12 protein-coding genes are annotated in these 13,387 nt (G+C 47.9%); 6 read left to right on the plus strand and 6 right to left on the minus strand.

The window, feature by feature from the left end; all coding sequences use genetic code 11:
• From WCO51_03520 to WCO51_03535, 4 genes are all read right to left on the minus strand, one after another.
• Positions 1-971, minus strand: a 971-nt coding sequence (locus tag WCO51_03520) for a translation initiation factor IF-2 N-terminal domain-containing protein (GenBank protein ID MEI6512325.1), incomplete at its 3' end; no start/stop codon positions are given.
• Between the two features lie 6 nt (positions 972-977).
• A complete protein-coding gene (locus tag WCO51_03525; GenBank protein ID MEI6512326.1) occupies positions 978-1,244 on the minus strand; it encodes a YlxR family protein in 267 nt (88 codons plus the stop codon).
• Between the two features lie 19 nt (positions 1,245-1,263).
• Positions 1,264-2,352, minus strand: coding sequence for a transcription termination factor NusA (nusA, locus tag WCO51_03530; protein MEI6512327.1), 1,089 nt, complete (start codon positions 2,350-2,352; stop codon positions 1,264-1,266).
• 427 nt (positions 2,353-2,779) lie between these two features.
• Entirely contained in the window at positions 2,780-3,034 is a 255-nt protein-coding gene (locus WCO51_03535) for a YHS domain-containing protein (protein MEI6512328.1), read from the minus strand.
• A 225-nt stretch (positions 3,035-3,259) separates the two neighbouring features.
• On the opposite strand from WCO51_03535, the gene WCO51_03540 reads away from it, so the two are divergent.
• Positions 3,260-4,633: an MFS transporter gene (locus tag WCO51_03540; protein MEI6512329.1), complete on the plus strand. Its 1,374-nt coding sequence runs from the start codon at positions 3,260-3,262 to the stop codon at positions 4,631-4,633.
• A 111-nt stretch (positions 4,634-4,744) separates the two neighbouring features.
• Here WCO51_03540 and dusB read toward each other — a convergent pair whose 3' ends face one another.
• On the minus strand, positions 4,745-5,731 hold the full coding sequence (gene dusB, locus WCO51_03545) for a tRNA dihydrouridine synthase DusB (protein MEI6512330.1): 987 nt from the start codon (positions 5,729-5,731) through the stop codon (positions 4,745-4,747).
• Positions 5,732-6,073: 342 nt separating this feature from the next.
• Between dusB and WCO51_03550 the strand changes: the two genes are divergently transcribed.
• Genes WCO51_03550 through WCO51_03560 form a run of 3 tightly spaced genes read left to right on the plus strand, consistent with a single transcriptional unit; the run spans position 6,074 to position 8,163 of the window.
• Positions 6,074-6,940: an ABC transporter permease gene (locus tag WCO51_03550; GenBank protein MEI6512331.1), complete on the plus strand. Its 867-nt coding sequence runs from the start codon at positions 6,074-6,076 to the stop codon at positions 6,938-6,940.
• The gene (locus WCO51_03555; protein ID MEI6512332.1) at positions 6,940-7,695 is read left to right on the plus strand and encodes an ABC transporter ATP-binding protein; all 756 of its coding nucleotides are present in this window, start codon (positions 6,940-6,942) and stop codon (positions 7,693-7,695) included. Before WCO51_03550 ends, WCO51_03555 begins: the two co-directional genes overlap by 1 nt.
• Before the next feature lie 27 nt (positions 7,696-7,722).
• On the plus strand, positions 7,723-8,163 hold the full coding sequence (locus tag WCO51_03560) for a hypothetical protein (protein ID MEI6512333.1): 441 nt from the start codon (positions 7,723-7,725) through the stop codon (positions 8,161-8,163).
• Positions 8,164-8,213: 50 nt separating this feature from the next.
• Here WCO51_03560 and gyrA read toward each other — a convergent pair whose 3' ends face one another.
• Positions 8,214-10,745, minus strand: a complete 2,532-nt coding sequence (gene gyrA / locus WCO51_03565) for a DNA gyrase subunit A (GenBank protein MEI6512334.1) — start codon at positions 10,743-10,745, stop codon at positions 8,214-8,216.
• A gap of 176 nt (positions 10,746-10,921) precedes the next feature.
• Here gyrA and WCO51_03570 point away from each other — a divergent pair, with 176 nt between their 5' ends.
• Both WCO51_03570 and WCO51_03575 read left to right on the plus strand, forming a co-directional pair.
• Positions 10,922-11,608, plus strand: coding sequence for an HD domain-containing protein (locus WCO51_03570; GenBank protein MEI6512335.1), 687 nt, complete (start codon positions 10,922-10,924; stop codon positions 11,606-11,608).
• A 399-nt stretch (positions 11,609-12,007) separates the two neighbouring features.
• Positions 12,008-13,387 (plus strand): hypothetical protein (locus WCO51_03575; GenBank protein MEI6512336.1); only part of this gene is annotated, 1,380 nt, incomplete at its 3' end.

Genomic DNA, 13,387 nt, shown 5'->3' on the forward strand with positions numbered 1-13,387 from the left:
GCGTTAGCATCACCACGAAGCTCCATCAGCTCGGCAGTTAGAATAATTGTTTCAAGTAAATGGTCAACCCCTGTACCGGCTTTTGCCGAGACGGGAATCATTTCCGTCGGACCACCCCATTCACGCGGCACTAAATTTCGTTCTGATAGCTCTTGTTGAACTCGATTGAGGTTAGCTTCGGCTTTATCGATCTTATTAATCGCGACAATAACTTCCACGCCTGCATTAGTAGCATGGTCGATAGCCTCAATTGTTTGCGGCATCACACCGTCATCTGCAGCAACAACTAAAATAGCAATATCGGTTACCTGAGCGCCACGCGCTCGCATTTTAGTGAACGCTTCATGCCCAGGAGTGTCAAGAAAGGTAATACGCTTCCCATTGACTTCAGCCTGATAAGCGCCAATATGCTGAGTAATTCCACCGAACTCACGATCAGCAACACCAGTTTTTCGAATATAGTCCAAAAGTGTAGTTTTGCCGTGGTCGACATGGCCTAAAATCGTAACTATCGGAGGTCGTTCTTGGACCGTGACAGCAGCTTTTCTTTTGGATGACTTTGTGGTAGGTTTGGTAAGTTTAGTGGGTTTTTTGACAACCACTTTGACTTCAGGTTGTCCCCATGCAGGTTCAAGACCATAATCACGGACAACTCGCTCAGCCAACTCCGGCTTAAGCGCTTGTGTAAGGCCAACTAATTGGCCCCATACCATCAACTTCTTTTGAATTTGTGATGGGATAACTCCCAGCATCGCCGCTAAGTCGCGAGCGTTAATACCTGGGGGTAAATGCAGTTTTTTTAACTCATCTCCAAGGTCTGCAACAACATCGCGGACGGTTTGAGCGGTATCTTCGTCCAGTAGAACAGATGCATTTTCGACGACGATACCCAATTCAACTAATATTTGCTGAAGCTGGGATACACGAATGCCTAAATCCTCTGCTAGTAGCGCAACACTCAATTTTGCCATTTTAATTTACTTCACCTCTTTTGCCCCTCTCGCCCTCAGCGCTTCAACGGCTTCGGGTGATAATGTCGACTTCAATACCCGCTCGAAATGTTTCCTTTTCAAAGCATTTTCGATACAGATGGAGTTCAAGCACACATATGCGCCTCTCCCGGGAAGCCGACCTAACATATCTATCAGAATCTGCCCTTCTTCTGTTCGGACTACTCGGATAAATTCATTTTTATCCCCCGTTAAGCGGCAAGCTACACACATTCTCTGCGGCACGTGTCGCATGGATTATCACCTTGCCACTTTATGGTTGGGGTTCACCCGGCAACTCTGTATGCGTCAAAGGCGCTTCTTCGCCGGGAGCCGGTTGAGCATCACTACGGATATCAATACGCCAATCAGTCAACCGCGCTGCTAACCGAACATTCTGTCCACCCTTGCCGATCGCCAGTGAAAGTTGATTCGCTGCTACGATGACTAAAGCGCTTCTATTCACTTCATCAATCGTCACACTAGCTACCTTGGCAGGGCTAAGAGAATCGGCAATAAACTGCGCCGGTTCCGGCATCCAACGGATGATATCAATTTTCTCGTCGTACAATTCGTTAACAACGGCCTGAACACGCGCCCCTCGATGGCCAACACATGCGCCAATCGGGTCAACACGCTCGTCAGTGGTTGTGACGGCAATCTTTGAACGCTGGCCTGGTTCACGAGCAACCGCTTTGATCGTTACGGTCTCATCTTCAATTTCAGGCACTTCGATTTCGAATAGGCGACGCAGCAGGTTCGGGTGAGAACGCGAGACGGTAACAACCGGCCCTTTACCACCCTCATCTACACGAAGAACGTAGACTTTAATGCGGTCGTTAAATCGGTATGGTTCAGTCGGAACTTGCTCACGCGGGGGCAATATCGCTTCAATCTTGTTGACGGCGACATAAACAATATTATTTTCTCGCCGCTGCACAACACCTGATAGCATCTCGCCAACTCGCGCATTATATTCATCAAAGGTGCGGCGGCGCTCAGTTTCTCGCAGCTTCTGCAAGACAACTTGCTTAGCAGTTTGGGCCGCAATGCGTCCAAAATTCTCAGGAGTGACTTCCTTATCGACGAAATCGCCAATTTCTGTCTCAGGATTAACCTTGCGAGCTTCTTCCAAGCTTATTTGAAGGTGTGAATTGCTAACGATACCAACCACTTCACGCTGACAATAGACCTTTACATCATTCTTGTTAGCATCGATGCGCACATGGGCATCGCCAGTGGTAGCAAAATGTCTTTTATAGGCGTTAGCAAGCGCAGACTCGATGGTTTCAATCAACTCATCCAGCGGAATGTCTCGCTCTTGTGAAATCTGCCTCAAAGCTTCGATGAACTCTCGATCCATTTTCGATTAAACCCCCAACGAAACGAAAAGGTGGGTAAACAACCCACCCCCGTTGGCAATTCCTCCGACAAAATACTAAAATTATTATAGCACACAGCCCGCCCCGATTTCAAGCGCAACGAATACAACTCAAGCGTCATTGAAGCTATTTCACCTGCTATTATTAACGGGCTAGCTTCGAGGGGAGAAAGAAAGGGAAAGAAGCAAGACACACGACTCTGCCATGGACATACCCTTAAATGTCATTACAAGGGATGTTCGTGCCCGTAGCAATCCTCCTCCAAAAGCTATCTTAGCAGGGATACGTCTAAACTTACGAACGGGCGACCCTATTTGGTCGCCCGTTCGTATCAGAGAAAGAGAAAGAACCCTGAAGCCCCCTATAGTCCCCCTTGGAAAGGGGGACACTCTAAGGCTGATCTTTGACTTACTTTCTCTTGATATACTTCTCTGGATGATCTTTAAAAGGTTGAACACAGGCAGAACAGCAGAAGTAATAGGTCTTCCCTTTATAGACATACTTAGGAGCGCTTTTTGGGTTCATTATCTTTTCACCCCTAACTGGACATACTAAAGCCACCTTTTTCACATGAGACTTAGTTTTAAGTGTTGTATGACAGGCAGCCATTGCTGTAAAACTTATCCCTAAAATCGCAATAAATAGAACTAACTTACGAATCATTATTTCTCCTTAAAATATCTCCGTATATTTCCAAGATACGGAGTGTATACCCTTAACGTTCCAACAAAGCCCTTTTTTAACCTCTATACAAACTTCTTTGTTTTTTTGTATAATTTTAGAAGGAATCATCACAATAGTCTCGAAATGACTATTCAATATCTTATTTACTCTGCGGCAATCTCACTTGGGAATTGTCGCCTTTTGTGAACATAAGGAGGTGTCACATTGAGCGCAAAAAAGAGCGCTGTCACCGAAAAGGTGACCTATGATAGATCTCGTTTATTTTTACTAAGCGTAGCCTCCCTGGCTACCTGCGGTATCGTTTTCAGCACTCGCGCAGCAACCCTTGATAATATGCGGGAAAGGTTCTTTGTTCCTGTTTTTGGACAGGATGCGGGAGCTGCGGCTAATGGCTCGCTGGGATTAATCTTTATCGGTCTCTGTATTACAATGTTCCTCGGCAGTCCCCTTTGCGACTATATTGGAATGGGCCGTCTGCTCAAGCTTGCGGCGCTACTGCATATTGGCGGCACACTTGCCACTATATTTGCGGCATCCCTCGGCCATAGCCCGGCGATTAACTGCTGGATTGTTTCAGCAGGCAGCCTTACAGTCGGCTTGGCACATGGTCTAGTTGAGGCAGTTATTAATCCCCTTACGGCTTCAGTGTATCCCGATGATAAGATCAAGAAACTTAACCACCTGCATGCTTGGTGGCCTGGCGGCATAGTTATCGGGGGTCTAATTGCATTCGGGATGGCTTCGATGAAGATGGGCTGGCAATCACAACTCAGTGTTGCCCTCATCCCTGCAGTCATCTATGGAGTTATTTCCTTCGGCACTCTCTTCCCGCCTACCGAGCGTGTTGCATCCGGTGTCCCTGCCAAGGAGATGTGGAAGCAGGCTGTCCGCCCTGCATTCCTTCTTATGTTCTGCTGTATGTTCCTGACAGCTTCCTCTGAACTATCACCCGACCAATGGGTAAAAGCCGCTCTGAGCAATATCGTTGGCTTTAACGCAATTCTAATATTGGTCTATGTTAGCGTACTCATGTTCACTATGAGGCATTTCGCAGGCCCCCTGGTGCACAAATTATCTCCCATCGGTCTTCTTTGGTTGTCGTGTTTATTGGCTGCCATTGGCCTGTTTATGCTAGGTGTAGCCAATAGTCCAATCACCGCTTTTATCGCTGCCACACTCTGGGGTACCGGTGTTTGCTACATGTGGCCGACAATGATTGGCGTTACAAACGAACGCTTTCCTAAGGGTGGAGCGCTTCTAATGGGCTTAATGGGCTCAGCCGGAATGGGCGCAAACTACTTCACTTTGTGGAAAATGGGTGGGATACTCGACCAATATAAAATCCAAAAAGCTCAGTCATTCGGCTTTGCCGATTTCAATGCTTTATCAGAAGCTGCAAAAGCCAATGTGGCAGGAGCTTCGCAGAAGTTAATGGAAGCGACGAACTACGGCAATAGCATCTCATTCAAGTACGTAGCTGTCCTTCCTATAGTCCTGCTATTTGTCTTCGGAGGCATTTGGCTGTGGGATAAATCAAAAGGCGGCTACAAAGCCATCAAGATTACTCACGAAGACTAACATAAAATCTCTCTGAAATAACGGGGCAGTTGCATTCAACTGCCCCGTCTTCTTTATTACGTTTCAATTCAATAGTACCGGTATCTCACTAGCTCCGAAGCCTTTCGCCTATTAGTCTTCCGGTTCCCAGGCTATTTCCGATAGAATATCCTCTACTTCAGCGATAGATTTGGCCTGAGAGATATCGCCTCTTAGTTTAGCAGCGCCAGGGAAATTCTTGACATAGAGAGGGATCTGGCCTCTAAGATGGCGGGTGGCTCGGAGTTCATCGCCCATGAGCTCGGTCATGAGCCTTAAATGCTCTAAAGCCACTTCGCAGCGCTCCAGTATGGTTGGTTCAGGGAGGAGTTCGCCAGTGGCCAGATAGTGCCCAACTCTCAGGATTATCCAGGGATTGCTGATTGAGGCTCGTCCGATCATTACGCCATCACAGCCGGTTTGCTGCATCATTAAAAGGGCATCATGGGGTTCTTTGATATCACCGTTTCCAATGACTGGAATTGAAACTGCTTGTTTGATTTCGCCAATGAAATCCCAATTGGCGCGCCCACTAAAGCCCTGCATGGCTGTGCGGGCATGAAGAGTAACGGCTTTCACTCCCGCTTCCTCAAACCTTCTGGCCAAGTCAGGTACCACAATTTGCTCGTGATTCCATCCCACCCTGAACTTAACGGTCACAGGGATTGATACCGCCTTTACGACCGCTTCCACTATTTTCAGGGCATGATCAGGATCCTTTAGTAAGGCGGCTCCCGAACCTGTTCGGCACACTTTTGGTACCGAGCAGCCCATGTTAATATCACATATGTCAGAGCCTGAACCTTCAACCAGCTTCGCCGCTTCGGCCATGATATCAGGATCGCTTCCAAATATCTGAATAGAGATTGGATGGTCGTCTTCGTATATTTCGAGCTTATCTAGCTGCTTTTTAGCGTTATAATGAGTCGCCATCGCACTCACGAATTCAGAGACCATCAAACCCGGCCTCCCTATTCGCTTAACAATGCGGCGAAAGGCGGGATTGGTCACATCCTCCATTGGCGCCAAGATAACTGGCGGGTCGATTATTACAGAACCAATACTGAAAGCGTTTGCCATGCTAAGCAGATTATACCGAGGATGCGCCCTTTAGGTTTACCTAATGAATTATTTTTTATTCTAGTTGTCAAACTCAGATGGTTATTGACAATCTATGACGCATCGGTTATGATATAGTTACATCGGGTAGGTATCGAAGTCTTTGCTCCATCTTTCATTCAGTTTCCGGCCTCAGGGTTCTTGCAAAATATTTGGATGATCATAAAATTCCGGTCAGATGAGTGACTTACCCACTATTTAGAAAGAGGCAGTCTATGGAACACGTTTCTAGTAGAGAACTATTGAAGCTGCTTGGATCTGCACACGCTGATACTTCAGGAAATAACGGTGCTTGGAAAGCGGATGCGTGAAGAACTAAAAGAGCTTTGGCGTTTCCGTGAACTATTTTGGACACTTGTTATCCGCGAACTTCGTGTTAGATACAAGAATTCGTTTCTTGGTTTCTTCTGGTCGCTGCTAAATCCTTTAGCCACTGCTCTTGTTCTAACAATTGTCTTCAAATTCTTTATCCGAGTAAGAATCACGGACTACTCTGCGTATGTTTTTGCAGCCTACTTCCCATGGATATTTTTCCAAATGGCAATCCTTGATTCGGCACAAAGCGTGCTCACCTATATGCCTTTGGTTAAGAAAATCTACTTCCCAAGAGAGCTTCTCCCTTTGGGGGCGGTTGCGGCCAACTTTATCCATTTCCTACTCTCACTAGTCGTGTTTTTTCTCTATCTATTAGGCATTTGGGCTTTTGTGCCTGGACATCATCTTTCACTTCAAGCAACCGCAGCGCTTCTTCCGTTCGTTATTATTATCCAACTCCTTTTGACCATAGGGATAAGCCTATTTGTCACGGCGCTTAATGTTTATTATGAAGACGTGAAATATATCGTTGCAGTTGGAATGCAGCTTCTTTTCTACCTATCGCCAATCGTCTATTTTTCCGGTCAAGTAAAGAACCCTACACTAGTTTCATCACAATACCACACGATCATCTATTGGATTTATCACCTGAACCCGATGGCCGTAATTTTAACGCTTTATCGAAAGATACTCCTGCCCAATCGCAGTTTAACACTAGATAATGGATTGCAAGTGCCCAGTTCGCCGCTTGAGCCGATGATGATTGTGTTAGCGGTTTTGGTCTCGATTGCTTTCGCTATAGCCGGTTATGCCTATTTCAATCGCCATAAGTGGCAGTTTGCGGAGCGTGTGTGATGGAACCTCAGCCTGCCATCATTCTCGATCACGTGACCAAAAAGTTCACCCGTGTCCACCAGGCATACGGTTCCCTCAAAGGTCTTCTGCTCGCGTTTCTACCACGCCGAGTTGATCAGAAAGTAGTCATCGATGACCTGAGCCTGAAGATAAATCCAGGCGAAACGGTCGCCATCATCGGCAAAAACGGCGCAGGTAAAAGCACCCTGCTTAGCCTTCTTGCGAGGGTCTACAAACCAACTTCTGGAATTATAGCCGTAAATGGCCGTGTTGCTCCCTTGTTAGAGCTTGGAGCAGGCTTTCATCCCGACCTAACCGGATTAGAGAATATTTTTTTTAATGCGGTTATCTTAGGCTTATCGCGCAAAGAAGTAAAAGAGAGGCTCGAAGATATCGTTAAGTTCGCTGACCTCGACGATTACATAGATACACCCATTCACACCTATTCCTCAGGAATGCTGATGCGCCTAGGCTTCTCTGTCGCAGTGCATGTGGATGCGGATGTTCTATTGGTGGATGAGGTTTTAGCCGTCGGTGATGCCGAGTTTCAGGCGAAGTGTTATAAAAAGATTCATGAATTCCAACGCTCCGGCAAAACCATTCTTTTCGTCTCGCACGACATGCAAGCTGTCCAACGCGTCGCCACAAGAGGCATCTGGATGGATTCCGGACAGATCAAATCCGAAGGCGAAGCCGCACAAGTTATAAAAGCCTACATTGACCATAGTCCGATAATTGAGGATGGGATACAATAAACGTATTGTTTAAAGGAGGTGTTCACGATGAAGATTATGAGCGACTTTGATGAGATGGTTCGGCAGCGGAATTTGCGTTATCTTGATGATACGATGAATATGTTGGTAACGCTAGCAGAACGGCTACTGGAAGGCTTGCGATTTGAGGAATATCGCAAACGTCTTAATGATTTAAAAGCCGACAACTCATCATTCGAGCAGCGTGAAGAACTTTTGGCAGATATGCAGAATGTTTTTGGGCGTGAGTCAGCTCGGCTGCAACATCGGCTTGAAGTGCTTCGCTACCTAAACAGTGAGTTGCAAGAGCGTCTATCTCAGCCTGACATGAGAGCGATTGCTTTAACTCCTCATGAGCTTCCCTCGCCCGAAGAGCGCCCGTCTCTACCTCTTGCCACTCAAGATGATTGGGTACGAGCCGCTGACTTAGCCAGCCAAATCGAAGCCCGCACCGAACCAGACGGTACATAAGTAATTAAAAAGGGCGCTGCCATCAGGCAGCGCCCTTTTTTCATTTAACTCTACTCGTCAATCTCTTCAAGCTCAGCATCATTATCCATCGATACCAAATCGGCATCGATCTCGATTTCATCCATGCTGTGCTGCATCGGCTCATCTTCCTTACCATCAGGTTGAAGATCAAGTCGGGCGACAGAGCTAACATGGTCGCCAAAGCCTAGATTTATCAACCTAACCCCTTGAGCGCTGCGGCCAGTGGTTCGAATTTCTTCTACTCTCAAGCGAATGCCTTTGCCCAGAGCAGTCACAAGCAGCAACCGGCTCTTGGCCTCCACCATGGCAGCTCCGACGACGCAACCGGTTTTGTCGGTCACTTTCATCGTTAAGATGCCCGTACCTCCACGGCCCTGGTCGCGATATTCGCTGATTGGAGTTTTCTTGCCATATCCATGTTCAGAAACAACCAGAAGGTTGGTTCCCGGCCGAACGACTTCTACCGCAACAACCACATCGTCCGGACGCAATCTGATAGCTCGAATTCCACCAGCAGCTCTCCCTCGCCCTCGGACCTTTTCTTCATCGAAACGAATTGACATGCCGTTTTGAGTAATAATGACAATTTGATCTTTGCCGGTAGTCTGATGGACCCAACAGAGATCGTCGTCTTCTTCAATATCAAACGCTCGCAGCCCGTTCGTCCTAAGGTTCTGGAAGAAGCTCAACCCAGTACGTTTAATTTCGCCTTTACGGGTTATCATCGTAAGGTAACCTTCACCGCCAATTTGCCTAAGGGTCTGCCATGCAGTCACCTGCTCATTACCTTCAATAGCGATGTAGTTGATGATTGGCGTGCCTTTGCTTTGCCGAGACGCTTCCGGCAATTCATAGGCCTTCAGACGATAGACCCGGCCTTTGTTGGTGAAGAACAGCATATAGCTGTGCGTATTCACCTGAAAAACAGCCGCGACTTCATCTTCTGTCTTAGTCGATTGAGCACGGATGCCCTTCCCTCCCCGCTTCTGGGAGTGATAGCTATCGATCGCCACTCGCTTGACATACCCATCGCGCGAAATGGTAACCAGCGATTCTTCCTCAGGAATGAGGTCTTCATCGCGGATTTCACTCGCTTCTTGAGCAACAATGCGCGTTCGGCGAGCATCAGCGAACTTATCTCTAAGCTGTTTGAGTTCTTCTTTCAAAATCGAAGTCAATCGCTCAGCATTCGCTAAGATATCCTCAAAACCAGCTATCTTCTTTAAGAGTTCTTTGTATTCGTCTTCAATTCGCTGTTGTTCGAGGCGAGCCAATTGGCGAAGCTGCATCGCCAGAATTGCATCAGCCTGAGCAACCGTGAAGCCATAAGAAATCACCATTTCACGGCGTGCAGCATCTGAGCTTTCGCTTCGTCGGATAAGGGCAATTAGTTCGTCGAGAATATCGACTGATTTCTGCAAGCCCTCCAAGATATGAGCTCTCTGCTTTGCCCTGTGCAATTCATACTGCGTTCGGCGGGTAATCACTTCACGTCGATGCTTGATATACTCATCGATGATATGGGATAGTGTTTGAACTCGAGGAACCTGATCGACAAGCGAGAGCATAATCACACCAAAGCTGGTGCGAAGCGGAGTGTGCTTGTAGAGATAATTCAGGATTTTGTGCGGATTGATATCCCGTCGAAGCTCGATAACCACGCGCATTCCCTGACGATCTGAATAGTCATTCAGATCGGTAATACCTTCGATACGGCGCTGCTTCACGTGGTCAGCTATTGTCTCAATCAGTTTTGCCTTGTTGACCTGATAAGGCAATTCAGTTACCACAATCGCCTGCTTACCATTATCCATCGGCTCAATCTGTGTTTTTGCCTGAATAATAATGGTTCCGCGCCCTGTCTCATAAGCCGACTGGATCCCATTAGTGCCTAAAATCATCCCAGCAGTTGGGAAATCAGGCCCAGGAATAAAGTGCATTAAGTCAGAAATAGTACATTCCGGATGATCAATACGAAAAAGGGTCGCATCAATCACTTCCCCCAGGTTATGGGAAGGCATGTTGGTTGCCATACCGACCGCAATACCAGAACCTCCGTTACAAAGCAGGTTCGGGAATTTACCAGGCAGGAGCATCGGCTCATCTTGTGTCTGAAGGTAATTCGGTTGCCAATCGACTGTTTCCTTATCGATATCCTCCATCATCTCCATCGCCAAAGGCGTGAGACGGACTTCGGTATAACGCATGGCTGCCGGTGGGTCGTTATCAACAGAGCCAAAGTTGCCTTGGCCATCTACCAAGGGATAGCGCATACTAAAATCCTGCGCCATTCGAACCAACGTCGGATAAATGACTTCGTTTCCGTGCGGGTGAAAGTTACCGGAGGTTTCACCGCAAACTTTAGCGGACTTGGTATGAGCACTATCCGGCGATAAGTTCAAAGAGCGCATAACATAGAGAATACGTCGTTGAACAGGTTTCAGGCCATCTCGTACATTCGGTAATGCGCGAGCAATAATTGTCGACATTGCGTAGTCGAGATACGATCGTCGCATCTCTTCTTCAATACTAATGGGAATAACATCGCGTCCAATATTCACTGGCCGACACCTTTTATACTTAAGACTAAACTAGAAATGATTCTACCTCTTTCAGGTTCGAAAAGTCAAACAAACACTCGGCAAACTCCCTCATTATTACTGGCCTCTGGTATCCTAACGGTTAATGTCATAGCTAGCCGATAATAATATCAAGTTCCAAGGACAGGTGACCCAAAATGGCAACAAGTGAAGTACAAAATGGTGTTTTGACGCTTAAAGAAATTCGCGCAAACCCGCGAATAAAAGCTTATATTGAAGGCGCAAATGAGCTGCTTAATGCAATCGGCTATACAGAGCATGGATTTCGCCATGCAGGAATTGTGGCCGGTATTTCTAAGAATATTATCGCCACACTTGGCTATGAACCCCGTCAAGCGGAACTGGCTGCCATTGCCGGCTACATGCACGACATTGGAAACGTTATTAGCCGCACCAACCACCCCCAAACCGGCGCAACAATGGCTTTCAGACTCCTTGAAGAGATGGGAATGGAAACAAAGGAAATCGCCCTCATTATCGGCGCCATTGGCAACCATGAGGAACCAGGCGGCGAACCTGTCCATTGGATGTCAGCCGCAGTGATTTTAGCCGATAAATCCGATGTCCATTCCTCAAGAGTTCAAAATCCTGACCCGCATTCATTCGACATCCACGACCGTGTCAATTTCGCCGTCCAACGCTCGCGGGTAGATATTATTCCCGAGGAGAAAAAGATTATTCTCGACCTCCAAACCGACGGCAAAGCTGCCAGCATGATGGAGTATTTCGAGATATTCCTTGAACTCATGGTAATGTGCAACAAAGCCGCCCAAACCCTAGGCTGCAGATTTCACCTGCATGTAAACGGCACCCAGATAGGATAGAGTTTTTCCGACAATTACCACTCAGGCCGCCCCGTTAGAGGCGGCCTGAGTGCTTTATCTGATAAATATATTTCTATCTGTGTCATTGCGAAGATGATTGTGCTGAAGCAACCCCCTCCAATTTCATCAGACAGAATCTCCTTGATTATACATATGAAGTGAAGGAATACAGCCATCATGTGTCGAATATAGCATTATAGTGAGAGTGATACCGATACCGACGTGGGTTTGATTGCAGTGATTATGGAGACATCGATTGGGAGAAAAGAAAAGCGATGGTTTGAGGTTTATCCGACTTTTCAAAATAATGCGACATTACCAAAACTTGATGTATAATCAACTAAGTGAACTGAGCCCTCAACAGCAAACGCGATTCCCAATCTTAAATGGGATATCCCTGTGAGATGGAGTGACATGAATAAGAAGCGAAGTTGTGGTTGCGTGGCATTGATGATAGCCGCCTCGTTCTGCACGATAGCGGTGATTGGCTTCCTGGTTTGGTGGACAAGCAGTATACGGTCGGTGGCGCGTCAGTTGCCGACGCAAAGGGCGGCAGCCAAGAGACTTGGTTTACCGCTGACCCCTGACGAACTGCGAAGACACCCGCCTGTTCCTCCTGCCCGCAACGCTGCAGTCATTTGGACCACCATCCTCGCTCTGCCTCCCAGTGACTGGCCAACAAATTCCGAAAATGATGTGCTGTTAAGTATTGTCGATTTGGATGGAAGCTCGGGCGACTGGGCAAACGCAGGTCGGATTCTCCGCAAATATTCGAAGTTGCTACGCTTGGCAAATCAGGCAGCGGCGCGTCCGGAGTGTGATTTTCAAAGAAAATGGGAACTTTTTCCCTTAATGCCTTTGCCGTATGCATCAGCGGGACGTCATTTGACCTGGCTGCTATGCGCTGACGCGGCGGTTGCGGCAAAATCGGGCGATCCTGAGCACGCAATGCGCTCGGTAGCGACGGCGGCTCGGATCGGTCGTCAATCGGGTCAAGAAGGTGCGTTGATAGGATTCCTGGCGAGTTTGACCTGCGAATCGATAGTGCACAGAAACTTTGTTGCCATCGTAGAAGACCACCCGAACGATCCTATGCTCTTAGCTGCGGCGAGACGGGCGGATACCGCGTTCAATCCCCCGTTTGACCTTCGGACATATCTCCAGCAGGACTTGGTGGTCACATTAGTGCTGAACGAGCAAATACGCAATGGTACTCATCCCGGTGGTAACGCTCCGCCGTTTGTTTTGAAACCGCTTGGCCTTGGCGATGACGTTTTGGCCGACGCATTCGAATCGCGTCAGTTCGAGACCTGGAATGCGCTTTTCGTGGTCCTGTCAAAAGGGAACTACGACCTAGTCGAGCAACGGCGTCAGTTGACCGATTTGTCCAACCGTAAGCAAGCTGCCGCTGGCCTCCGGTGCATGGATATCACGTACTTGGTGAGCGACATGATGATCCCCATCTACAGCTCCTTGTCGGTCAAGCTGATGCAAAACGAAGCCGAGCGCCGATTGCGAAAGGTGATGCTCGCGTTGTTTGAATACCGGCTGAAGCACCGAGGGTTTCCGAATGCCCTGTCCGATTTGCCCACTCCGCCCCCGCTTGACCCCTTTGATAACCAGCAGCTGCGGTATAAGCTCACCCCAAAGGGATTTCTTCTCTACAGCATCGGACGGGACTTCAAGGACGACGGCGGCAAGGTCACGCCCCCCAAAGGCTCCATGGTTATCGCCTACCCGCCGGTCAAACCACCAACCCGACCACCGCGTCCCAAGGCC

It is taken from the genome of bacterium (genome assembly GCA_037131655.1).
Taxonomy (GTDB): domain Bacteria; phylum Armatimonadota; class Fimbriimonadia; order Fimbriimonadales; family JBAXQP01; genus JBAXQP01.